At 66.2% G+C, this 22,813-nt stretch carries 20 protein-coding genes; 9 read left to right on the forward strand and 11 right to left on the reverse strand.

Annotated features, from left to right (window positions below):
* Positions 1-32: 32 nt before the first annotated feature.
* Positions 33-1,334, reverse strand: a complete 1,302-nt coding sequence (locus M1248_RS21005; RefSeq protein WP_317149609.1) for a multidrug effflux MFS transporter — start codon at positions 1,332-1,334, stop codon at positions 33-35.
* A gap of 145 nt (positions 1,335-1,479) precedes the next feature.
* On the opposite strand from M1248_RS21005, the gene M1248_RS21010 reads away from it, so the two are divergent.
* The 3 genes from M1248_RS21010 (at position 1,480) to M1248_RS21020 (ending at position 7,064) form a co-directional block, all read left to right on the forward strand.
* Entirely contained in the window at positions 1,480-2,232 is a 753-nt protein-coding gene (locus M1248_RS21010) for a hypothetical protein (RefSeq protein ID WP_163730148.1), read from the forward strand.
* A gap of 225 nt (positions 2,233-2,457) precedes the next feature.
* The gene (locus M1248_RS21015) at positions 2,458-6,141 is read left to right on the forward strand and encodes a multifunctional oxoglutarate decarboxylase/oxoglutarate dehydrogenase thiamine pyrophosphate-binding subunit/dihydrolipoyllysine-residue succinyltransferase subunit (RefSeq protein ID WP_410506709.1); all 3,684 of its coding nucleotides are present in this window, start codon (positions 2,458-2,460) and stop codon (positions 6,139-6,141) included.
* A 92-nt stretch (positions 6,142-6,233) separates the two neighbouring features.
* The gene (locus tag M1248_RS21020; protein WP_163730150.1) at positions 6,234-7,064 is read left to right on the forward strand and encodes an SDR family NAD(P)-dependent oxidoreductase; all 831 of its coding nucleotides are present in this window, start codon (positions 6,234-6,236) and stop codon (positions 7,062-7,064) included.
* A gap of 9 nt (positions 7,065-7,073) precedes the next feature.
* Here M1248_RS21020 and M1248_RS21025 read toward each other — a convergent pair whose 3' ends face one another.
* From M1248_RS21025 to M1248_RS21035, 3 genes are read right to left on the reverse strand one after another with little or no spacing between them, the layout of a single operon-like run.
* On the reverse strand, positions 7,074-7,931 hold the full coding sequence (locus M1248_RS21025; protein ID WP_163730151.1) for a glycine betaine ABC transporter substrate-binding protein: 858 nt from the start codon (positions 7,929-7,931) through the stop codon (positions 7,074-7,076).
* Between the two features lie 9 nt (positions 7,932-7,940).
* Positions 7,941-9,125: an NADP-dependent malic enzyme gene (locus M1248_RS21030; protein WP_317149611.1), complete on the reverse strand. Its 1,185-nt coding sequence runs from the start codon at positions 9,123-9,125 to the stop codon at positions 7,941-7,943.
* A 48-nt stretch (positions 9,126-9,173) separates the two neighbouring features.
* Entirely contained in the window at positions 9,174-10,163 is a 990-nt protein-coding gene (locus M1248_RS21035) for a malate dehydrogenase (protein ID WP_317149612.1), read from the reverse strand.
* 140 nt (positions 10,164-10,303) lie between these two features.
* Here M1248_RS21035 and corA point away from each other — a divergent pair, with 140 nt between their 5' ends.
* Positions 10,304-11,407 carry a magnesium/cobalt transporter CorA gene (gene corA, locus M1248_RS21040; RefSeq protein ID WP_163730153.1) on the forward strand — a complete coding sequence of 368 codons (1,104 nt, stop codon included), beginning with the start codon at positions 10,304-10,306 and terminating at the stop codon, positions 11,405-11,407.
* Here corA and M1248_RS21045 read toward each other — a convergent pair.
* The 6 genes from M1248_RS21045 to M1248_RS21070 all read right to left on the reverse strand — a co-directional run bounded on the left by M1248_RS21045 (position 11,404) and on the right by M1248_RS21070 (position 17,056).
* Complete coding sequence (locus M1248_RS21045; protein WP_317149613.1) at positions 11,404-11,997, reverse strand: suppressor of fused domain protein; 594 nt, start codon at positions 11,995-11,997, stop codon at positions 11,404-11,406. The genes corA and M1248_RS21045 overlap by 4 nt on opposite strands.
* On the reverse strand, positions 11,994-13,181 hold the full coding sequence (locus tag M1248_RS21050; protein ID WP_163730155.1) for an ABC transporter ATP-binding protein: 1,188 nt from the start codon (positions 13,179-13,181) through the stop codon (positions 11,994-11,996). Before M1248_RS21050 ends, M1248_RS21045 begins: the two co-directional genes overlap by 4 nt.
* A 4-nt stretch (positions 13,182-13,185) precedes the next feature.
* Entirely contained in the window at positions 13,186-14,022 is an 837-nt protein-coding gene (locus M1248_RS21055; protein WP_317149614.1) for a carbohydrate ABC transporter permease, read from the reverse strand.
* A 31-nt stretch (positions 14,023-14,053) separates the two neighbouring features.
* Positions 14,054-14,965 carry a sugar ABC transporter permease gene (locus M1248_RS21060; RefSeq protein WP_317149615.1) on the reverse strand — a complete coding sequence of 304 codons (912 nt, stop codon included), beginning with the start codon at positions 14,963-14,965 and terminating at the stop codon, positions 14,054-14,056.
* Positions 14,962-16,356 (reverse strand): ABC transporter substrate-binding protein, encoded by a 1,395-nt coding sequence (locus tag M1248_RS21065; RefSeq protein ID WP_163730158.1) that lies wholly within the window; start codon positions 16,354-16,356, stop codon positions 14,962-14,964. Before M1248_RS21065 ends, M1248_RS21060 begins: the two co-directional genes overlap by 4 nt.
* A 175-nt stretch (positions 16,357-16,531) precedes the next feature.
* Entirely contained in the window at positions 16,532-17,056 is a 525-nt protein-coding gene (locus M1248_RS21070; RefSeq protein ID WP_163730159.1) for a general stress protein, read from the reverse strand.
* A gap of 119 nt (positions 17,057-17,175) precedes the next feature.
* On the opposite strand from M1248_RS21070, the gene M1248_RS21075 reads away from it, so the two are divergent.
* Together M1248_RS21075 and M1248_RS21080 are read left to right on the forward strand one after the other, a co-directional pair.
* The gene (locus tag M1248_RS21075) at positions 17,176-17,931 is read left to right on the forward strand and encodes a DUF4190 domain-containing protein (protein ID WP_317149616.1); all 756 of its coding nucleotides are present in this window, start codon (positions 17,176-17,178) and stop codon (positions 17,929-17,931) included.
* Positions 17,932-17,952: 21 nt separating this feature from the next.
* A complete protein-coding gene (locus M1248_RS21080; protein WP_317149617.1) occupies positions 17,953-18,345 on the forward strand; it encodes a DUF4190 domain-containing protein in 393 nt (130 codons plus the stop codon).
* A gap of 28 nt (positions 18,346-18,373) precedes the next feature.
* Here the strand turns inward: M1248_RS21080 and M1248_RS21085 are convergent, their stop codons facing one another.
* Positions 18,374-19,330 (reverse strand): CoA ester lyase, encoded by a 957-nt coding sequence (locus M1248_RS21085; protein WP_317149629.1) that lies wholly within the window; start codon positions 19,328-19,330, stop codon positions 18,374-18,376.
* A gap of 25 nt (positions 19,331-19,355) precedes the next feature.
* Here M1248_RS21085 and M1248_RS21090 point away from each other — a divergent pair, with 25 nt between their 5' ends.
* The 3 genes from M1248_RS21090 (at position 19,356) to M1248_RS21100 (ending at position 22,795) form a co-directional block, all read left to right on the forward strand.
* Positions 19,356-20,648 (forward strand): magnesium transporter MgtE N-terminal domain-containing protein, encoded by a 1,293-nt coding sequence (locus tag M1248_RS21090; protein ID WP_163730162.1) that lies wholly within the window; start codon positions 19,356-19,358, stop codon positions 20,646-20,648.
* Positions 20,648-21,199, forward strand: a complete 552-nt coding sequence (locus M1248_RS21095; RefSeq protein ID WP_163730163.1) for a DUF1003 domain-containing protein — start codon at positions 20,648-20,650, stop codon at positions 21,197-21,199. The genes M1248_RS21090 and M1248_RS21095 overlap by 1 nt, the downstream gene beginning before the upstream one ends.
* 174 nt (positions 21,200-21,373) lie before the next feature.
* Complete coding sequence (locus tag M1248_RS21100) at positions 21,374-22,795, forward strand: lytic transglycosylase domain-containing protein (RefSeq protein WP_163730164.1); 1,422 nt, start codon at positions 21,374-21,376, stop codon at positions 22,793-22,795.
* The last annotated feature ends 18 nt before the right edge of the window (positions 22,796-22,813 follow it).

Genomic DNA, 22,813 nt, shown 5'->3' on the forward strand with positions numbered 1-22,813 from the left:
CCCGACAAGTCAGGGTCGCGCCACTACAGACCTCAGGCCGGCTCTGGGACGGCGTCGCCGATGACACCATCCCGCTCATTGTCCTTGGATACGGGCGCCGGCGTGCCCACCGCCCGAGCCCCGACGCGCAGCGTAAGGGCCAATGCGAACAACGCGATCACCATACCGACCGTCATCACCAGCGCGAGGGCGAACTCGTCGTTGCCGAGCACCCCGACGAGCGGGGCGATCGCCGCGCCCAGCCCGAACTGCGCCGCGCCGAGCGCCGCCGCCGCGGTGCCCGCGGCCTCGGGATGCCGGGTCAGGGCGACGGCCGGCGCGTTCGGGATTACCAGTCCCATCGCACCGAGGATCGCCCACACCGGAATGACGAATCCGAACAGCCCGCCGACGTGGGCAGCCGAGAGACCCACGAACACAACGCCCACCACGGCCGCTGCGGCCAGCGCCCACAGCGCGATGGTCTGCGGCGTGAACCGGCGCAGCAGCACGACATTGAACTGGGTGGCACCGATCAGCGCGACGGCGCCTGCCGCGAACACCAGTGCGAAAGCCTGCTGGTCCAACCCGTACCGGCCCTGCAGCACGAAGGCCGCGCCCGCGATGTACGCGAACAGCCCGGACATGCCAAGCGCGGCGACGAGGACCAGCACGACGAAGCGGACGTCGCGCAGAACCTCGACGTATGTGGCCGCGATGCTGCGCACCTTCAGCGGACGTCGATGCGACGCCGGCAGGGTTTCCGGCAGCGCCAGGGCGGCCAGCAACAACAGCGCCCCCGCCATGACCACCAGCACCGCGAACACCCAGTGCCAGGAGGCCTTCAAGAGGACTACCGCGCCCAGCGACGGGGCGAGTACCGGAGCAGCGCCGAGCACGAGCATCACCCGGGAAAAGACCGTGGCGGCGACCGACTCTTCGAACAGATCCCCGATCGCGGCGAACGCCACGACCATCGCCGCGGCGGCGCCCACGCCCTGCAGCCCGCGCGCCACGCCCAGTACGGCGATGTTCGGCGCGAAGAGGCACACCAGCGACGCCAGCATGTGCAGGACGATGCCGGCCATCAGCGGCCGCCGACGACCGAGCGAGTCCGACAGCGGACCGACGATCAGCTGGCCGAGGGCGAGGCCCGCGAGGGTTCCGGTGAGCGTCAGCTGCGCCACCGACGACGACACCCCGAGGTCCTCGGTGATCTTCGGCAACGCCGGGAGGTACATGTCGATGGTCAGCGGGCCCAGGGCGACCAACAGTCCCAGGATCAGAACCATCTTGGTGCGGCTCGGCGACTTCGCCTCCACAGTCGTCGCGTCCACGAAGGGTGATGTTGCCATGAAAATGGTTAGCGTCGCTTCCCAATATTTTCTTCCCCACTTCACAGACAGTGAGCGCGATCACGTACGGGCACCCGCCGCGCCCGTTCGCGCGTTCATATAGGGCTAGCCTGAAAGGCCAGCCGTACGCACAGGGAGGCCGCACATGAGTGCCAGGTCAAGCGCCAAGAACCAGCTGCCGGCGACCAGAGATGGCGTCGACGAGAATCCGAGTGCCGCGGCGAAGGTCCTTTCGGCGATCATCGAACGCAGCGCGCGCGTGCAGGCGCCCGCGGTCAAGGCCTACGTCGACCGGCTGCGCCAGCAGAGCCCCCATGCGACACCCGCCCAGATCGTTGCCCGCCTCGAGAAGCACTACCTCGCCGCAGTGATGGCCAGCGGTGCCGCCGTCGGTTCGGCGGCCGCCTTCCCCGGGATCGGCACGCTGGCGGCCATGTCGGCCGTCGCGGGCGAGACGGTCGTTTTCCTCGAGGCGACGTCGCTCTATGTGCTGTCTGTCGCCGAGGTGCACGGCATCCCCGCCGATCATCGGGAGCGCCGACGGGCGTTGGTCCTGGCGGTGCTGGTCGGCGAGGACAGCAAGCGCGCGGTGACCGATCTGCTCGGCCCCGGCCGCACGAGCGGGTCGTGGCTTGCCGATGGCGCGGCGACGTTGCCGCTGCCCGCGGTTTCACAGCTGAACTCGCGGCTGCTGAAGTACTTCATCAAGCGCTACACGCTCAAGCGCGGAGCGATCGCATTCGGTAAGTTGCTGCCGGTCGGCATCGGGGCCGTCGTCGGTGGTGTCGGCAACCGGATGATGGGCAAGCGCATCGTGTCCAACGCGCGCAACGCGTTCGGCGATCCGCCTCCGCGCTGGCCGGCAGCGATTCACGTCCTGCCCGCACCGCGAAACTAGCCGTCACCCGGCAAGCGTCTGACCACAACGACCATAAGAGCGTTGTCATGGTCTGGTCGTTGTGAGAGCGATAGCCTTTAGACGGCACACAGCGGGTACCCGCTGACTAGAGGAGAAAAATCGGCGAGCGCCGAGGTGCGCTTGCGTGAGGCGAAGGAATCGAGGCGAGTAGCTGCCGTGAGCTCACCATCACCATTCGGACAGAACGAGTGGTTGGTCGAGGAGATGTATCGCAAGTTTCGCGAGGACCCCTCTTCGGTAGATCCCAGTTGGCATGAATTTCTGGTCGACTACTCCCCCGAACCGACCACCGACAGTCAGACCGGCAACGGCCAACGGACAGCTGCGCCCGTCGCCCCACCCGAGCCCGCGCCTGCACCGCCCCCCAAGCCGGCCGAGAGCAAGGCCGAGTCGAAACCGGAAGCCAAACCGAAAGAACAGAGTTCCGGGCCGAAGGCCGAGGCCAAGAGCGAGCCGGCGCCCAAGCCGAAGCCGGCCCCCGCGCCTGCGGAAGGCTCCGATTCCCAGGTGCTGCGCGGTGCCGCGGCCGCCGTCGTGAAGAACATGTCGGCGTCGCTGGAGGTGCCGACCGCGACAAGCGTGCGTGCCATCCCGGCCAAGCTGATGATCGACAACCGGATCGTCATCAACAACCACCTCAAGCGGACCCGCGGCGGCAAGGTCTCCTTCACCCACCTCATCGGCTACGCGCTGGTGCAGGCGGTGAAGAAGTTCCCGAACATGAACCGTCACTTCGCCGAGATCGACGGCAAGCCGAACGCGGTGACCCCCGAACACGTCAACCTCGGTCTCGCGATCGACCTGCAGGGCAAGGACGGCAACCGTCAGCTCGTCGTCGCAGGCATCAAGAATTCCGAAAACATGCGGTTCGGGCAGTTCCTCGCCGCCTACGAGGACATCGTGCGGCGCGCCCGCGACGGCAAGCTGACCGCCGAAGACTTTGGCGGCGTGACGATTTCGCTGACCAATCCCGGAACCATCGGCACCGTGCACTCCGTGCCCCGGTTGATGCGTGGGCAGGGCGCCATCATCGGTGTCGGCGCAATGGAGTACCCGGCAGAGTTCCAGGGCGCCAGTGAGGAGCGCATCAACGAGTTGGGCGTCGGCAAGCTGGTCACCTTCACCTCGACCTACGACCACCGCATCATTCAGGGTGCAGAGTCCGGCGACTTCCTGCGCACCGTGCACGAATTGCTGCTGAGCGACGACTTCTTCGACGAGATCTTCCGTGAGCTCGGCATCCCGTACGAGCCGGTACGGTGGCGCACCGACAACCCGGACTCGATCGAGGACAAGAACGGGCGCGTCATCGAGTTGATCGCGGCGTATCGCAACCGCGGCCACCTGATGGCCGACATCGACCCGCTGCGGCTGGACCAGACCCGGTTCCGCAGCCACCCCGACCTCGATGTGAACTCCCACGGCCTGACGCTGTGGGACCTGGACCGCGAGTTCAAGGTCAACGGGTTCGGTGGCGCCGAGCACAAGAAGCTGCGCGACGTGCTCGGGCTGCTGCGCGACGCGTACTGCCGCCACGTCGGTGTCGAGTACACCCACATCCTGGAGCCCGATCAGCAGAAGTGGCTGCAGGAACGCATCGAGGTCAAGCACGAGAAGCCGACGGTCGCCGAGCAGAAGTACATCCTGTCGAGGATGAACGCCGCAGAGGCGTTCGAGACGTTCCTGCAGACCAAATACGTTGGGCAGAAGCGCTTCTCGCTCGAAGGCGCGGAGACCGTCATCCCGATGATGGACGCCGCGATCGACCAGGCCGCCGAGCACGCCCTCGACGAGGTCGTCATCGGCATGCCGCACCGCGGCCGCCTCAACGTGCTGGCCAACATCGTCGGCAAGCCGTACTCGCAGATCTTCAGCGAGTTCGAGGGCAACCTGAACCCGTCGCAGGCCCACGGCTCGGGTGACGTCAAGTATCACCTCGGCGCAACCGGCAACTACATCCAGATGTTCGGCGACAACGACATCCAGGTGTCGCTGGTGGCCAACCCGTCGCATCTCGAAGCCGTCGACCCGGTGCTCGAAGGACTGGTGCGCGCCAAGCAGGACCTGCTCGACGTCGGAGAAGAAGTCGACGGTTCCAAAAAATTCTCGATCGTGCCGATGATGCTGCACGGCGACGCCGCCTTCGCCGGACAGGGCGTGGTCGCCGAAACGCTGAACCTGGCGCTGCTCCGGGGTTACCGCACCGGCGGCACCATACACATCATCGTCAACAACCAGATCGGGTTCACCACTCACCCGGGCGACTCGCGCTCGTCGGAGTACTGCACCGACGTCGCGAAGATGATCGGCGCGCCGATCTTTCACGTCAACGGGGACGACCCGGAGGCCTGCGTCTGGGTGGCACGGCTGGCGATGGACTTTCGACAGCAGTTCAAGAAGGACGTCGTCATCGACATGCTGTGCTACCGCAGGCGCGGGCACAACGAGGGCGACGACCCGTCGATGACGCAGCCGTACATGTACGACGTCATCGACACCAAGCGCGGATCGCGAAAGACCTACACCGAAGCGCTGATCGGCCGCGGCGACATCTCGATGAAGGAAGCGGAGGACGCGCTGCGCGACTACCAGGGTCAGCTGGAGCGGGTCTTCAACGAGGTCCGTGAACTCGAGAAGCACGAGATCGCGCCCAGCGCGTCGGTGGAGGCCGACCAGATGGTGCCCGCCGGCATGAACACCGCCGTCGACAAGTCACTGCTGGCCCGGATCGGCGATGCCCATCTCGCCTTCCCGGAAGGCTTCAACGTGCACCCGCGCGTCAAGCCGGTGCTGGAGAAGCGCCGCGAGATGGCCTACGAAGGCAAGGTCGACTGGGCGTTCGCCGAGCTGCTCGCACTGGGATCCTTCCTCGCCGAAGGCAAGACGATCCGACTGTCGGGCCAGGACACCCGGCGCGGCACCTTCACCCAGCGTCACTCGGTGATCATCGATCGCAGCACCGGTCAGGAGTTCACGCCGCTGCAGCTGCTCACCTCGAACCTCGACGGCTCGCCGACGGGTGGCAAGTTCATGGTGTACGACTCGGCGCTGTCCGAGTTCGCCGCGGTGGGCTTCGAGTACGGCTACTCGGTCGGCAATCCCGATGCACTTGTGTTGTGGGAGGCGCAGTTCGGTGACTTCGTCAACGGTGCGCAGTCGATCATCGACGAGTTCATCAGCTCCGGTGAGGCCAAGTGGGGCCAGCTGTCCGATGTGGTGTTGTTGCTGCCGCACGGTCACGAGGGCCAGGGCCCGGACCACACGTCGGGCCGCATCGAGCGCTTCCTGCTGCTGTGGGCGGAGGGTTCGATGACGATCGCGATGCCGTCGACGCCTGCGAACTATTTCCACCTGCTGCGCAGGCACGGCCTGGACGGGATCCACCGCCCGCTTATCGTCTTCACGCCGAAGTCGATGCTGCGAAACAAGGCAGCCGTCAGCGACCTTCGTGAGTTCACCGAGATGAAGTTCCGCTCGGTGATCGAGGAGCCCACCTACACCGAGGGCACCGGTGACCGTGAAAAGGTCAAGCGAATCCTGTTGACCAGCGGCAAGATCTACTACGAGCTGGTGGCGCGCAAAAACAAGGAGGAGCGCGACGATGTGGCGATCGTGCGCATCGAACAGCTCGCTCCGTTGCCGAAGCGCCGGCTGAGCCAGACGCTCGACCTGTATCCGAACACCGAGGAGTACTTCTGGGTGCAGGAGGAGCCGGCGAACCAGGGTGCGTGGCCGACGTTCGGGCTCACGCTGCCCGAGGTCTGCGCGGATCGGTTGACGGGCATCACGCGGATCTCGCGGCGTGCGATGTCGGCACCGTCGTCGGGCTCGTCGAAGGTGCATGCCGTCGAGCAGCAGGAGATCCTCGACGAGGCGTTCGCGCGCTGAGCGCGTGGAATCAACCCGTTAGTGGGCCCCTTTTAGCGGAACCCGCGGTAACGACTACCCTCGATCCGAGTCAACGGACACTGAGGAGTGGCATGCAGGGCTTCGCTGGAAAAGTCGCCGTGGTGACGGGCGCCGGATCGGGCATCGGGCAGGCCTTGGCGATCGAACTCGGACGCTCGGGCGCCAGCGTGGCGATCAGCGACGTCGACACCGAGGGCCTCGCGGTCACCGAGGAGCGCCTGAAGGCCATCGGCGCCAAGGTGAAGGCCGACCGGCTCGACGTCACCGAGCGTGAGGCCTTCGAGCTGTACGCAGACTCGGTGGTCGAGCATTTCGGCAAGGTCAACCAGATCTACAACAATGCGGGCATCGCCTACGTCGGCGATGTCGAGATCACGCCGTTCAAGGACATCGAACGGGTGATGGACGTCGACTACTGGGGAGTGGTCAACGGGACCAAGGTCTTTCTGCCGCATCTGATCGCCTCCGGCGACGGACACGTCGTGAACATTTCGAGCCTCTTTGGCATCTTCTCGGTTCCCGGACAGGCGGCGTACAACTCGGCGAAGTTCGCGGTCCGCGGGTTCACCGAGGCGTTGCGTCAGGAGATGATCGCCGCAGGCCACCCGGTGAAGGTGACCACCGTGCATCCCGGCGGCATCAAGACCGCGATCATGCGCAACTCGACCGCGGCCGAGGGCGTCGACAAAGACGGCCTGACAAAGACTTTCGACAAGAAGCTGACGATCACGACGCCCGAGAAGGCGGCACAGATCATCCTCGAGGCGGTACGGAAGAACCGCGCGCGGGTGCTCGTCGGTCCCGACGCGAAGATCCTCGACGTGATCGTGCGGATCACCGGATCGGGCTATCAGCGGCTGTTCTCGACGGTCGTATCGCGGCTCGTACCCAACGCGCACTGACCGAAAAGATCAGTCGCCCAATGGGTGTTCGGCGAGAAACGCGCCTGCGACCAGACCCGGTTCGGTGCCGTCCTCGACCTGGGCGCGCATATCGGCCAGCGCGGCGGTGTCCAGGACCCCCGCAACCTCGTTGAGCGCCAGCACCTGCGACTCGTTGAGCTCGTTGCGCCGGTAGAGCGGCACCAGGTTCTCGGCGCGGATCAATGATGTGCGGTCAGAGAGCATGAGCAACTCGGCCGGGATGTTGGGCGCCGCCGTCGACGTCCACGCGGCATTGATCTTGCCCGCCTGGACCGCCTCGAACAGCGTTGCGGGGTCGGGATATTCGCGGGCCTTGGACAGCTTGCATGTGCCGATGACGTCGGGTCCTGGCGCGCGGAATTCGTCGGAACCATTCGAGACCTCGCCGACCTTCAGCTTGTCGCAGTTCCGCGTCGCCGCCGTCAGATCCCGCCCGCCCCATGCTTCTGCCGTGGCTTCGGTGACGGCCAGCGCGGGTTTGTCCTCGGCCGACGTCGTGTAGTCCCCCGCAGCGATGCCTTCGGGCAACGACGACACCATCTCCCGGTACACCTGGGTCGCCGACCGGGCCGTCGAATCGGGGAAGAACCTGTGCAGCACGCGGCCGGTGAAGCCGGGAACGACGCGCGCCTCCCCCGAGTCCAGTCTCGACAGTGGATCCGGTGACGTCTCGACGTGGGCGGGGCTGCCGTAGAACCGCAACGCCTCGGTGTAGATGTGCGCGATCAGCGCCGACTCGGGATCCGGCGCCGAACCGACCGTCAGCGACGGCGTCTGGTCGCTGACGCCGCAACCGGCGGCGCTCACCGCGACGAGCGCAGCGAGCGCGCAGGCGAGCCGGCGCACCGAGAGGACCTAGGCCTGCGACGCCGCGGCAACCGCCTGGGCCACGGCGGGGGCGACCCGCGGATCCAAGACGCTGGGCACGATGTAGTCGGGTGCGAGATCGTCACCTACCACCGCGAAGATCGCCTCGGCTGCCGCCACCTTCATCTGCTCGGTGATACGCCGAGCGCCGGCGTCCAGCGCGCCGCGGAAGACCCCGGGGAACGCAAGCACGTTGTTGATCTGATTCGGGAAGTCGCTGCGTCCGGTGGCCACCACCGCCGCGTACTGCTTCGCGTCGTCGGGGTGGATCTCCGGGTCGGGATTGGACAGCGCGAACACGATTGCATCCGGGGCCATCGTCGCGACGATCTCCGGAGGCACGACACCGGCCGACAAGCCGAGGAACACGTCGGCACCCTTCAGCGCCTCGGCCATGCCACCCGAGAGGCCGTTTGGATTCGTCGCCTCGGCGATCTCGGCCTTGTACGAATTGAGATTGCCGCGGCCCTTGTGCAAGATGCCTTGCGAGTCGAGCAACGTGATATCGCGAATGCCCTTGCCCAGCAGGATCTTTGCGCATGCCACACCTGCGGCACCGGCACCGGAGACGACCACCCGCAATCCGGTGATGTCGCGGTCGAGCACCTGTGCAGCACCGATGAGCGCCGCCAGAACGACGATCGCGGTGCCGTGCTGGTCGTCGTGCATCACCGGGCAGTCCAGCGCCTCGATGACACGGCGTTCGATCTCGAAGCAGCGTGGTGCCGAGATGTCCTCGAGGTTGACCGCGCCGAACGACGGCCGCAACCGCACCAGGGTCTCGACGATCTCGTCGGGATCCTTGGTGTCGAGCACGATCGGGATGGAATCGAGGTCGGCGAACGCCTTGAACAGTGCGCTCTTGCCCTCCATCACCGGAAGTGCCGCCGCAGGCCCGATATCGCCGAGGCCCAGAACCGCGCTGCCGTCGCTGACCACGGCGACCATGCGATTGGCCCACGTGTAGCGCGCCGCCAGGGTGTGGTCGGTCGCAATGGCACGGCTGACCTGCGCAACCCCGGGCGTGTAGGCAACCGACAGCGCACGCTGGGAGTCGAGCGGCGCGTTCAGCGCTACCGACAGCTTCCCGCCCACATGGGCAGCGAAGATCTCGTCGTCGTGCAGGACGATCGGGTCTCTGTGGTCAGGCACGTTTTCCACCGCTTGGGACACGGCGCTCAGGTTACTGACGAACCGGTAGGTAACCTAATCGACTTTGTCTCAGATAAGCCCCAGGTCAGTGACGGCTTTGCGCTCGTCGGCCAGCTCAGCGGTCGACTTGTCGATGCGCGCCCTGGAGAAGTCGTCGATCTCCAGCCCTTGAACGATGGACCAGTTGCCGTCCTTGGTCGTGACGGGGAAGGATGAGATCAGACCCTCGGGAACGCCGTAGCTGCCGTCGGACAAGACCGCCATCGACACCCAGTCGCCCTCGGCGCTGCCGAGCAGCCAGTCACGAGCGGCGTCGGTGGTCGCCGATGCGGCCGAGGCCGCCGACGACGCGCCGCGGGCGTCGATGATCGCCGCGCCGCGTTTGGCGACGGTCGGGATGAAGTCGTTCTCGATCCAGTTCTGGTCATTGACGACCTCGGCGGCGTTCTTGCCACCCACCTCGGCGTGGAACAGGTCCGGGTATTGGGTGGCCGAGTGGTTACCCCAGATCGTCATCTTCTTGATGTCGGTGACCTTGGCGCCCGTCTTCTGGGCCAGCTGCGAGATCGCCCGGTTGTGGTCGAGGCGGGTCAGCGCGGAGAACCGCTCGTTCGGGATGTCGGGGGCGTTGCTCATCGCGATCAGCGCGTTGGTGTTCGCCGGGTTACCGGTGACGCCGATGCGGACGTCGTCGGCGGCCACCTCGTTGAGCGCCTTGCCTTGGGCGGTGAAGATCGCACCGTTGGCCTCGAGCAGATCTCCGCGCTCCATGCCCGGGCCGCGGGGACGGGCGCCGACGAGCAGGGCCAGGTTCACACCGTTGAAGATCTTGTTGGCGTCGGCACCGATCTCGACGCCGGCCAGCAGCGGGAACGCGCAGTCGTCGAGTTCCATCACGACGCCCTCGAGCGCCTTGAGCGCCGGTTCGATCTCCAGGAGTCTCAGTTCGATCGGACGGTCCGGGCCGAGCAATGAACCGCTGGCCAGACGAAACAGCAGGCTGTAGCCGATCTGGCCGGCGGCACCGGTGACCGCGACCTTGAGGGGAGATGTGCTCACGTCAGGTGCTCCTTGGACGGATGTGTAAAGCGGTTGCTTTCGGGGACGAAACTAGCAGGGTCCGTTTCAGGTATGCCGCGTAGCATTCACCAAGTCTTATAAGGCCAGCGCTGCGCGTATCGACCCGGGGAGGTGACCCGATGCCATCGTTTCGCCAACTGCCTCCGTCACTGCGACCGAACGTGCGGCCCAGGCCCGGCCAACCGGATGCCGCCTCGATTCATGTTCCCGTCGCGCGGGCCATGGTGGATTGCGCCGTCTACTGCGAGGGCACCCGGTTGCCCGGCAAGTACACCCACGCGGCGGCGCTGAGCAAGGTCCACGATCTCGAGGCCTCCGGCAAGGACGCCTTTGTATGGGTCGGCCTGCACGGGCCCGACGAACGTCAGATGCAGGCCGTCGCCGATGTGTTCGGCCTGCACCCGCTGGCCGTCGAAGATGCGGTGCACGCTCACCAGCGACCGAAGCTGGAGCGCTACGACAACACCTTGTTCCTGGTCCTCAAGACCGTCAACTACGTCGAGCACGTCTCCGTAGCCCTGGCCCGCGAGATCGTGGAGACCGGCGAGATCATGATCTTCGTCGGCCAGGATTTCGTGGTCACCGTGCGCCATGGTGACCATAGCGGCCTGGCCGGGGTCCGCAAGAAGTTCGACTCATCACCCGACAGCCTCAAGCTGGGCCCGTATGCGGTCATGCATGCGATCGCCGATCACGTCGTGGACAGCTATCTCGACGTCACGGACCTGATCGAGACGGACATCGACGCGATGGAAGAAGACATCTTCTCGCCGAACGCCAAGACCAACATCGAGTGCATCTATCTGCTCAAGCGAGAGATCGTCGAGCTACGCCGGGCCGTCGCGCCGCTGACACTCGGATTGCAGCGAATCGGCACCGACCACAACGATCTGATCTCGATCGAGGTCCGCCGGTACATGAGCGATGTACTCGATCACAACATCCAGGCGTCCGACCGGATCACCAGTTACGACGAGATGCTCAGCTCGCTGGTGCAGGCCGCGGCGGGCAAGGTCGCGATGCAACAGAACACCGACATGCGCAAGATCTCCGCGTACGTCGCCATCGCCGCTGTGCCAACAGCAATCGCAGGCATCTACGGCATGAACTTCGAGTACATGCCAGAGCTCAAGCAGCCCTGGGGTTATCCGGCAGTGCTGTTGGTGATGGTCATCATCTGCTCCCTGCTGTTCCGGGCGTTTAGGCGCAACCACTGGCTCTAGCTCGGTTGCGCGGCGCGCCGGGCGGGGTTCAGTACGTCGACGCCGTCCTGCGTCCACGCCTCGCGCATGGCTTCGGCACCTTTGAGTCGGACCCACGCCGCTTCGGTCGCGGTGATCGGCGTGGCGCTCAGCACCGTCACCGGCGGCAGTGGGTCGGTCAGTGCGACGTCTTCGATGTCGCTGCGGCCCAACAGAAAAGCGGAGAAGGATGCATCCTCCCAGAGTGGCGTCTCCAGATCGATAAGTGCATCCGCTTCCAGGATCAGGCCTTCGACGGCGGGCGCCGCGGCCAGGATCGCCAGGGAGCGCGCGAGACCCTTGGGCGTCGGACCGTACAACGCGACGACGGCTTCGGCGCGGGGACCGTGCAGTGCGTCGGTCACCAGCTCCGTGGGATCGAACATCGGGTGACGCGAACAACCAACCGACACATAGTGACTGACTCCGTCGCCATCGGGACCGAAGCGCAGCACATCGATCCGTTCGGTGCCCAGGAACGTGACACTGGCCTCGACGGGCTCAGCGGTGATGCCAGTCCGGGCGAAATGCTCGCGCAGGTGTGCGCGAACCGCGGCCGGGACGTCGGTCACTCGGCCGGTGCGGGGGCCGCGTCGGGAAGCGTGAGGTTCTTTCCGGTGTCGGCGTCGAAGATCGTCAGCTTCGACGTGTCGAACGCCAGCTGTACCGTGTCGCCCTGCTTCGCCTGGGACTCGGTGGAAACCCGTGCCACGAACTCGTTTTCGGCGACCCCCGACTCACTGGCCAACTCGGCGAGCTGGGCGGCCCGCGCACCCTCGCCCTCACTCTTGAAGTGCAGATACTTGTCCGCGCCCAGCGATTCCACGAAGTCGACCGTCACGTCGAACGTCAGCGCCCTGATCCGCGCGTAGCCGTCCATCACCGCGGCGTCCTCGAGGTGCTCCGGCCGGATGCCGACGATGACGTTGTTGGGGGTTTGGTGCCTGGCGATCAGGTCGTGGACTTCCTGGGTCAGCGTGACTTCGCCGAACGGCAGGCGCACGCCGACGTCGGTCATGGTGGCCGGGAAGAAGTTCATCGCAGGCGATCCGATGAAGCCCGCGACGAACAGGTTGGCCGGCCGGTTGTACAGCTCCTCTGGCGTGCCGATCTGCTGTGCCTCCCCGGCGAGCAGGACCACCACGCGGTCCCCCAGCGTCATCGCCTCGGTCTGGTCATGGGTGACGTAGACGGTGGTGGTGCCCAGCTTGTCCTGCAGGCGGGCGATCTCCGAACGCATCTGCACGCGCAGCTTGGCGTCGAGGTTCGACAGCGGCTCGTCCATCAGGAACGCCTTGGGGTTGCGCACGATCGCGCGTCCCATGGCCACCCGCTGACGCTGGCCGCCGGACAGCTGGGCGGGCTTACGGTCCAGAAGCTGGCTCAGGTCAAGGACTTTCGCGGCCTCCTCGACCTTCTGCGCGATCTCGGCCTTGTTCATCTTGGCCAGAGTCAGCGGGAACGCGATGTTCTGGCGCACGGTCATGTGCGGGTAGAGCGCATACGACTGGAACACCATCGCGATGTCGCGGTCCTTGGGCGCCTTCTCGTTGACCCGTTCGCCGCCGATCCTCAACTCTCCGGAGGAGATCTCCTCGAGACCGGCGATCATGTTGAGCGTGGTCGACTTTCCGCAGCCGGAGGGTCCGACGAGGATGATGAACTCGCCGTCGGCGATGGTCATCGAGAGGTCCTTCACGGCCGTGGCGCCGCCTGCGTAACTCTTGGTCACCCGGTCCAACACGATTTCGGCCATGGAGTTACCCCTTCACCGCGCCGGACGTGAGGCCGGCGACGATCCGTCGCTGGAAGATGAGAACAAAGATAATGATCGGGATCGTGATCACCATCGCGCCCGCCGCGATCGACCCGGTCGGTTCCTCGAACTGCGAACTGCCCGTGAAGTTGGCGATCGCGACCGGCGCGGTGATCGCACGCTGCGTCGCCGTCAGTGAAAGCGCCAGCAGCAGGTCGTTCCACGCGAAGATGAAGACCAGGATCGCCGCGGTGACGATGCCGGGCGCGGCCAGCGGGGCGATCACCTTACGGAACGCCTGCGCCGGCGTGGCGCCGTCCATCTTGGCCGCCTTCTCCAGATCCCAGGGGATCTCCTTGAAGAACGCCGAGAGGGTGTAGATCGCCAGCGGAAGCGCGAAGGTGATGTACGGGATAATCAGACCCGGCCAGGTGTCGAACAATCCCAGCCTGCGTTCGATGTTGAACAGCGGTGTCACCAGCGAGATCTGGGGGAACATCGCGATCAGCAGCGCGACGCCGACCAGCACTCGCTTACCCGGAAACACCAGTCGTGCCACGGCGTACGCCGCCATTCCGCCGATCAAGACCGCGATGAGGGTGGTGATCAGGCCGATGCCGATCGAGTTGATCAGCGCCGAGCTGAACGCATCGCCGGTGAAGATTCCCTTGTAGTTCTCGAACGTGACCTGCGTCGGAATCAGCTTGCCGTCCTTGACGGTTGACGTCGGCTTGAGCGAAAGGCTGAGGATCCACAGCACCGGCAACAACGCATAGACGATGACGATGATGTTGACGACCGTCCAACCGGTCGCACGGCCCGCGCCAACCCGTTCGGCCATCAGCGCTGTCTCTTCTTCGCGCAAGCGCTCATCAGCGCCTCTCCTCGTCAGACCCGGGCGCCGCCGCCCCAAAGAGCTTGATGTAGATGAAAGCGATGACCGCCACCGACAGGAATATCAGCACGCTGATCGCCGATCCCAGCCCTAGATTGAACGCCTTGAACAGATTGTCGTAGCCCAGGATCGACACCGAACCGGTGTCGTTGGCGCCGCCGGTGAGCACGTAGATGTTGTCGAAGATACGAAACGCGTCCAGCGTGCGGAACAGTAGCGCCACGAGAATCGCGGGTTTGATCAGCGGCAGGATCACCTTGATCAGCCGCTTCCATGCCCCCGCACCGTCGACCTGGGCGGCGTTGAGCAGATCCTGCGGCACGAGCGCCAACCCGGCGAGCAACAGCAACGCCATGAACGGCGTTGTCTTCCACACCTCGGCGAGGACCACGATGGCCAGGGACGGCAGCTGCTCGGTGAGTGGAGCGCTGCCCTCCGGCAGTAGGTTGGCCAGATATCCGGTGCCGGGCGTCCACGCGTAGTACCAGCTATAGGACGCCGCGACTGTGACGATTCCGTATGGAATCAGGATCGCCGTGCGCACAACGCCTTTGCCGAAGATCGTCCGGTGCATGACCAGCGCCAGCGCCATGCCGAGGACGAACTCGATCGCCACGGACACGACGGTGATCGCCAGCGTCACGGCGAACGCCGTCCACCAGTACCGGTCGGTCAGCACCGTGATGTAGTTCTCCAGGCCGACGAACTCGACATCGTCGGGCTGTGCGAGGTTGTAGCGCTGCAGGCTGAGCCACACCGCGTAACCGATCGGGTAGGCGGTGACCGCAAGCATCAGGATGACAGCGGGCGCGATCAGCGTGAATGCCAGTCGCCGTTCAGATTTCGTGTCGTCGGTACCGACCTTGGCCGGCTCTGCGGTGACGGTCACGGAATCAGCCCCTTACCGTCGATCGCCTTTTGCACCTGAACGGTCAACTCGTCGGCCATCCGCTCGGGGTCGATATCGGTGATCGGGGCCAGCGTCGCCGAGATGCGGGTGGAGACAGCCTGATAGACCGGCGTCGCCGGCCGCACCGCCGCGTTGGTCAGTTGTTCACGGATGATCTCGTACTGCGGGTACTTCGCCTGAAACGTCGGATCGTCGTACAGCGACGCGCGCACCGCGGGCAGGCCGCCCTCGACCGACGTGTAGCGCTGATTCTGCGCACTGCGCATGCACCGGATCGCCTCGAAAGCCTCGGCCCGATGTTGCGTCGTCTTGGCTACGGCGAGGTTCAGACCGCCGAGCGTCACCTTGGCCGGCTCGTCGGTCACACCCGGGTAATTGGCGAAACCGAACACCTTCTTGCTGGCTTCGTAGGCCGCCTCGAACTGTGCGTCGCTCGGCGAGAAGGTGCCGACGTCGTTGATGCTGCCCGCCAGCGCGGGATCCTGGTTCAGCGGCAGGAACGAAACGCCACCTTTGACGGCGTTCTCCAGCATCGACGGCAGCACGAACGGCCAGTTCACCTCGAGCGCGGCTTTGCCCTGTTCCAGCGCCAAACGCGCGGTGCCCTCGTCGGTCTGGGTGATCGACGGATCCGCACCCGGTGCGGTGGCAACCGCCTTCATGATCTCCAACGCCTTGACCGTCGCGGCGCGATGCTCGTCGGTGTCGGTCAGCGTGACGGTCTTGCCGTCGTCGGAAAGCACTTGACCGCCAGCGCTTTCCAGCAGCGTGTTGAACCACACCACCAGACCCTCGTACTGCTTGGCCTGCAGCGCGATCCAACTCGGCTTACCCTCGGCGTGCAGACGTGTCGCCTCGGCCACCATCGCATCCCACGTCGCGGGCGGCTCGTTGATCAAGTCCGCTCGGTACCAGAGCAATTGGGTGTTCGTGGTGATCGGCGCGGCGTAGAGCTTGTCCTGCCACTTGGCGGTTTCCAGCGGGCCCGGCAACGTGTCCGTGGTCGCATCCTGTTCGGCCCTACCCGAGGGATCCTCGGACAGCGGCAATGCCCAACCCGCCTCGGCGAACTCGGCCGTCCACACGACGTCGAGGGCCATCACGTCGAGGGTCTTGTCGTTGCCCGTCAGCCGCCGCGCCAACTGCAACCGCTGGGCGTCCGCTTCTTTCGGCAGGCTGATCTGCTGAATCGTGAAGCGGCCTGCGAGCTCCTCGTTGCACCGCTTGGCGACCGCGGTGAACGTGGCCATCTCGCTTGCCGGCGTGTAGTAGTTGATGACGATTCCGCCGCCGCCTGATCCGCACGCCGAAACGACCGACGCCGTCGTCAGCGCGGCCAATGCCGCAGCACCAAGCCGCCATGGGCGCACCGCTGCCTCCGTCCGCGTCCGAGGTCGCCGCCGGGGCGGCTCCGAGCAACACTCCTGCGCGGAAACCGTATTGCCAGTTACGCGTGATTTGCAACACTTGCCGCGCGCGCGTCGCACACCGTTACGCAATTGCGCGCCTGGGTAAAGTGCCAGCTAACGCCCACGCGTCCCCGGACTAGATCTTCAAGCGTGCCAGCAGATCCCGGCCGTGCTCGGCGCTCTGGGGGTCGCACAGGACGTCGTATCGTCCCGCGACGAGTTGCATCGTCGAACTGAAATCTCTTGTGCCACGCGCCATCGCGTACGGAATCGCGGAGGTGATGAGGCCGAAGAACACCCCGGCTACGAGGCCGGTGATCAGCGCGCCCCACGGACTCGGGCTGAAGAATCCCAGGATCAGGCCGATGAACAAACCCAGCCACGCGCCGGTGAGGACACCGCCGCCGAGCACTTTGGGCCAACTCAGCCTGCCCGTGACGCGTTCCACTTGCATCAGGTCGACACCGACGATCGTCACCTGCTGGACCGGAAACTGCTGGTCTGACAGGTAGTCGACCGCGCTCTGGGCCTCGGCGTAGGTCGGGTACGAGCCGATCGGCCAGCCTTTCGGAGGTGTGGGCAGGGCCGCGGGACCGCGTCTGGTCGTCGGGGTGCCTGGCGCTGTGCCGGCCGGCTGTCCAGGCTGGAACGGGCTGGTCATCGCTGAATCATTCTCCTTTATCGCGTGCCTGCTGTTGCCGCGGATCCGGCTGGCGATCTCACCAAGACAACGTCTTCCGCGCCGCAAACGTGCCGCGTATTTGCGCTAGGTTGAACAGCATGACAAATCCGGACGACGACGCTAGCCGAACGGCATCATCCGGCTCCGGCGACGGGGCATCCGAGCCGGCGTCGACCAGCTACGAGGCGCCGCCGCTCGAGCAGAGCCAGGAACAGTCCGGAGAGCAGCACGACCAGCCGACCCAGGTATACGAGCAGAGGCCGCTCGAGCCACCGACCCAGGTCTATGAGCAGAAGCCGTTCGAGCAGCCGGGGTACACGCCCCCGCCGGCCTACGACCCCACACCCCAGCCGGACTATCCGCAGAGCGGGTTCGGATCACCGCTCGAACAACCGGGTTATCCGCCGCCGCCGTCTTACGGCGAGTTCGGTGCTCCGGCTGCCTCCGGATATCCGCCGCCCCCGCCGTACAGCACGCCGCCTCCCGGCTTCGGACCACCGGCTCCCGGCTATGGGACACCGCCACCACCTCCCGGCTACGGCCCGCCGCCGGGCTACGGCCCGCCTCCAGGCTTCGGTCCACCTCCGGGCTATCCCGCGGCTCCGAGCTATCCCGCGTACGGCGCGCCGTCGGAGAAGACCAACGCGATGGCCATCGGCTCGCTGGTGGCGTCGATCGTCGGATTCTGCTGCGGCATCGGATCGATCGTCGGCATCGTGCTCGGCATCGTCGCCATGAATCAGATCAAACAGAGCGGGGAAAAGGGCCACGGACTTGCCATCGCAGGTATCGCGGTCGGCGCGCTCTCGCTGCTCATCAACGTGCTCTGGACCATCGGCGTCATGGCTGGTTGATCGAAGGACGTCTGCGGACAGATGAACGCCAGCGACCCGGAGCGTCCGGACCAGGCGCCGGTCGACTATCCGTCCGCACCTGGGTTGCCTCCGCCGATCTACCCCCCACCCGGATATCCAGGCGCAACGGGGTACCACCCGACCTACGACCCTTATCGGGCGGTCAAGCCTCCTGGCACGAACGGCAAGGCGATCGCGTCCCTCGTCACGTCCATCACCGGCTGCGTGTGCTGCGCTCCGTTGGCCATCGTCGGCGTCGTCCTGGGTGTGATCGCGATGCGAGAGACCAAACACACCGGACAGGAAGGGTGGCGAATGGCGCTGGCGGGCACGATCATCGGCGGGCTGTTCACCGTGGCCTTGGTGATCGTCTTGCTGCTCTATTTTGCACTCGGGGTCTACACCCTCCGCTAACCTCAACCCGGCCGCCGTCTTGCCGGCGCTAGGCCGGCGGGCTGAACCGCTCGCCCTTGCGCTCCATCCCCGCCGCGCGGCCCTTGCCTGCGATCACCAACGCCATCTTGCGGCTCGCTTCGTCGATCATCTCGTCGCCGAGCATCACCGCGCCGCGCGCACCGCCGGCCCGCGACGTGTGCCATTCGTAGGCCTCGAGGATCAACTCGGCGTGTTCGTAGGCCTCTTGGCGAGGGCTGAAGATCTCGTTGCCCGCGGCGATCTGGTCGGGGTGCAGCACCCACTTGCCGTCGTATCCCAGCGCAGCGGACCGCCCCGCGACCCGGCGGAAGCCGTCGACATCGCGCACCTTCAGGTACGGGCCGTCGATCGCCAGGATGCCGCGCGTGCGGGCCGCGACAAGAATTCGCATCAGCACGTGATGGTGGGCGTCACCGACGTCGTAGCCCTCGGGCTGTTCGCCGACCTCGAGCGTGCGCATGTTCAGGCTGGCGGCCATGTCCGCGGGACCGAGGACCAGCGCCTGCACCCGTGGGGCGGCCGCGATCGCATCGATATTCGTCAGCCCTTCGGCGTTCTCGATCTGAGCTTCAATACCGATGCGGCCCAACGGAAATCCGTGCGTCGCCTCGAGTTGACCAAGCAGCAGGTCGAGCGCGTGGATGTGTGAGACATCGGAAACTTTCGGCAACACCACAATGTCCAGCGACGCACCCGCGGCCGACACCACGTCGATCACGTCGACATGCGTCCACGGCGTGGTCCAGTCGTTCACCCGAACGCCGCGCAGCTGCCCGCCCCAACCGGGCTCGGCCAACGCGGCCGCCACCGCGGCGCGCGCCTCGGCTTTGGCGTCGGGCGCGACCGCATCTTCGAGATCGAGGAAGACCTCGTCGGCGGGCAGGGACTTTGCCTTCTCGATCATCTTCGCGCTGCTGCCTGGAACCGAAAGTATCGTTCGGCGGGGTCGATAGCGGTTTTCCACAACCACACTCTTTACCCTTCTAGGCATGGCGGCGGTGAACAGGGTCTATGCGGCCCGGCTGGTGGGGATGGTGGTGCTGGGACCCGACGGGGAGTCCCTTGGCCGCGTCCGCGATGTGGTGATCAGCATCAGCATCGTGCGCCAACAGCCGAGGGTGCTCGGTCTGGTCGTCGAATTGCTAACGCGCCGGAGAATTTTCGTGCCGATTCTGCGGGTGACGTCCATCGACCCCGGCGCTGTGACGCTGGCGACCGGCAGCGTCTCGCTGCGCAAGTTCACCCAGCGCCCCGGTGAGGTGCTCGTGCTCGGCCAGGTGGTCGAAACCCAGGTCAGAGTCGATGATCCCGACCAGGAGCAGTTGAAGGGAGTCGACGTGTACGTGGTCGATCTCGGCATCGAACCGACCCGCACGCGCGACTGGATGGTGACCAAGGTGGCGGTGCGGCCTGCGCGACGCCTCGGCCGCCGCGGCAATGTGCAGATCATCGACTGGCAGCACGTGCAGGGGCTGACCCCGTCGGGACTGGCGATGCCCGATCAGGGGGTCGCGCAGCTGCTGGAGCAGTTCGTCGGTCAGCGCGCCGTCGAGGTGGCCGAGGCGATCCGCGAATTGCCTGACAAGCGCCGCCACGAGGTGGTCAACGCGCTCGACGACGAGCGATTGGCCGACGTGCTGCAGGAGCTACCCGAGGACGAGCAGGTCAACGTGCTCAGGAAGCTGCCCCCCGAACGGGCCGCCGACGTGCTCGAGGCCATGGACCCCGACGACGCCGCCGACCTGCTGGGCACCATGACGCCAATGGACGCCGAACAGTTCCTGCGCCGAATGGACCCTGAGGACTCCGAGGACGTGCGCCGGCTGCTGGCGCACTCACCCGACACCGCAGGCGGCCTGATGACGTCGGAACCGGTGGTGCTCGCACCGGACACCACCGTCGCCGAGGCACTGGCCCGCGTCCGCGACCCCGACCTGACCCCGGCGCTCGCATCGCTGGTCTTCGTGACCCGTGCGCCAACGGCCACTCCTACCGGTCACTACCTGGGCTGTGTCCACCTACAGCGGCTCCTTCGAGAACCGCCCGCAGAGCTGGTCAGCGGGATCGTGGACACCGACCTTCCGAATTTGGCGCCGGAGGATTCGTTGTCGGCGGTGACCCGGTACTTCGCCGCGTACAACCTCGTATGCGGGCCCGTGGTCGACGAGGAGAACCACCTGCTCGGCGCGGTGTCGGTCGACGACGTGCTCGACCATCTCCTGCCGCACGACTGGCGTGAACGCGAAGAGCCCGAGCTGTTCACCGCCAACGAGGGCGCGTGATGAGCGACCTGACCGCGCGCCAGCGTTTGGACACCCCGCGGGTCTCCCGTCGACGGTTCACGCTCAACGTCGACGCCGAGGCCGTCGGCAAGTTCTCGGAGTCGATCGCTCGCTTTCTGGGCACGGGTCGCTACCTGGCCTGGCAGACCATCATGGTGATCGTTTGGATCATCCTGAATCTGTTTGCCGTGAAATTGCGGTGGGATCCGTATCCGTTCATCCTGCTCAATCTCGCGTTCTCCACCCAGGCGGCGTATGCGGCGCCGCTGATTCTGCTGGCTCAGAATCGGCAGGAAAACCGGGATCGGGTGTCGCTCGAGGAAGACCGTCGGCGGGCCGAACAGACCAAGGCGGACACCGAGTATCTGGCACGTGAGCTGGCCGCATTGCGGTTGGCGGTCGGCGAGGTCGCCACCCGCGACTACCTGCGGCGCGAGCTCGAGGAAATTCACGAGCTGCTGAGCCGGCTGGCCGCGCCTGCGGGGTCCGATAAGCGCGACGGCGGCGGCAAAGCAGAGCAGAATGAGCGGCGCTCGAAAAAGCAGAGCTGAATCACGTAACGCCATTGCTGTAACGCGCGAGATACCGACTAGGTATGGTGACTTGGTTCACAACCACAACAGACCAAGGACGGTTGAGTGCGCATAGGGGCAGGGGCCGCCCTCGGGGCAGTGCGACGGGGGGCAAAGCGAGTCGCGCACGGTGCTGGCGATGGTGTTTCTCGCATGCGAGCCGTCAACATCAGCGCTGCCGTCAAACCGTCCAATGTTCGCGGCGCCCTCACCCCTGCCCGTGCCCGCGTCGCCTCGGGATTCGCAGTCATCGCGCCGATCATTCTGGTCGGCGCCGTGGGGGCATCCGTACAACCGAGCTCACCGGTACGCGACTCCGCGGTCACCCCACTGGCCTCTGTCGAGTCGTCCTCGGTCGACCGCGCCGGCCCGACGGTGGTCGCGGTGACCAAGACACCGACCGATTTCCATATCGCCGCCTCGGCGGCTTCGTCTCCTCAGCCCGCGGCTGTGGTGAATGCTCCTGGCACACTTCGCATTCCGGGGATGGCCCTGGCGGCATACCGCAACGCCGAGCGGATGATGGCCGTGGCGGATCCTGGCTGTGGCGTCAGCTGGAACCTGCTGGCGGGCATCGGGCGTATCGAGTCGATGCACGCCTATGGCGGCGCCACCGACGCCCGCGGTACGGCCGTGCGGCCCATCTACGGGCCCGCACTGGACGGAACCCTGCCCGGCAACGAGATCATCGTGCAGAACCGCTCGGCCGAGCGCGTCACCTACGCGCGCGCCATGGGTCCGATGCAGTTCCTTCCCGGTACCTGGTCGCGCTACGCGTCCGACGGCGACGGGGACGGCAAGGCCGAGGTGCAGAACCTGTTCGACTCGACCCTGGCCGCCGCGCGCTATCTGTGCAGCGGTGACATGAACCTGCGCGATCAGTCTCACGTGATGTCGGCGATCCTGCGCTACAACAACTCGGTGGCCTACGCCCGCAACGTGTTGGGCTGGGCCGCTGCGTACGCCACCGGCGTCGTGCCGGTCGATCTGCCGCCCATCACCGGATCGGTCCCCGTCTTGGGCGACGACGACGGCGGCCCTACGCACCTCAATGAATACGAAGGCCTCGGTCCGGGATTGCCGCTCAACGCGTTGGGTCTGCCTTCCAACGATCCGCTGGCACTGATGCCGGTGCTGGCGCGTAGCGACGTCGCCAGCCAGCTCCCCGGCTTCGTGCCCGGTCAGCGGCTGGGCCCGCTGCCCGGTCCCGCACCCGGCCCGTTGGCAACCCCGGCAACATCGCAGCAACCGGCGCCGTGGGTGCCGCCGTGGATGCAGCCGCCTCCGAGGCCGACGCCGGAGTGTGCGGTGTTCTGCATCAAGGACCAGCCCGCACCGCTGCAGGCTGCGCTGGGCGGGCCGCCCGTCGCGCAGCAGATGGTGCCGCCGGGAATGGCACCGCCGCCCGGCCCGATGGCGCCTCCCCCGGGACCCGTCCCGGCCGGACCCGCCCCGGGTCCCGGACCCGCCCCGGGTCCGTTGGCACCGCCGCCCGGTCCTGCGCCGGGTCCGGTCGCGCCGCAGGGCGCACCACCGGGACCGCCTCCCGGTCCTGTGCCCGCACCGGCCGGTTAGAACGCCCGTCGGGTCGGC

This window comes from Mycobacterium sp. 29Ha, assembly GCF_032883055.1.
Taxonomy (GTDB): Bacteria; Actinomycetota; Actinomycetes; order Mycobacteriales; family Mycobacteriaceae; genus Mycobacterium; species Mycobacterium gallinarum.

Bases quoted from the DNA above. Each gene is read 5' to 3' on its own strand.
- M1248_RS21020 (WP_163730150.1), top strand. From the start codon at position 6,234: ATGCAGGGCTTCGCTGGAAAAGTCGCCGTGGTGACGGGCGCCGGATCG.
- M1248_RS21080 (WP_317149617.1), top strand. From the start codon at position 17,953: ATGAACGCCAGCGACCCGGAGCGTCCGGACCAGGCGCCGGTCGACTAT.
- M1248_RS21005 (WP_317149609.1), bottom strand. From the start codon at position 1,334: ATGGCAACATCACCCTTCGTGGACGCGACGACTGTGGAGGCGAAGTCG.
- M1248_RS21070 (WP_163730159.1), bottom strand. From the start codon at position 17,056: ATGACCAGCCCGTTCCAGCCTGGACAGCCGGCCGGCACAGCGCCAGGC.
- M1248_RS21015 (WP_410506709.1), top strand. From the start codon at position 2,458: ATGTATCGCAAGTTTCGCGAGGACCCCTCTTCGGTAGATCCCAGTTGG.
- M1248_RS21100 (WP_163730164.1), top strand. From the start codon at position 21,374: ATGCGAGCCGTCAACATCAGCGCTGCCGTCAAACCGTCCAATGTTCGC.
- M1248_RS21090 (WP_163730162.1), top strand. From the start codon at position 19,356: ATGGCGGCGGTGAACAGGGTCTATGCGGCCCGGCTGGTGGGGATGGTG.
- M1248_RS21055 (WP_317149614.1), bottom strand. From the start codon at position 14,022: ATGGCCGAACGGGTTGGCGCGGGCCGTGCGACCGGTTGGACGGTCGTC.
- M1248_RS21010 (WP_163730148.1), top strand. From the start codon at position 1,480: ATGAGTGCCAGGTCAAGCGCCAAGAACCAGCTGCCGGCGACCAGAGAT.
- M1248_RS21095 (WP_163730163.1), top strand. From the start codon at position 20,648: ATGAGCGACCTGACCGCGCGCCAGCGTTTGGACACCCCGCGGGTCTCC.
- corA (WP_163730153.1), top strand. From the start codon at position 10,304: ATGCCATCGTTTCGCCAACTGCCTCCGTCACTGCGACCGAACGTGCGG.
- M1248_RS21050 (WP_163730155.1), bottom strand. From the start codon at position 13,181: ATGGCCGAAATCGTGTTGGACCGGGTGACCAAGAGTTACGCAGGCGGC.
- M1248_RS21075 (WP_317149616.1), top strand. From the start codon at position 17,176: ATGACAAATCCGGACGACGACGCTAGCCGAACGGCATCATCCGGCTCC.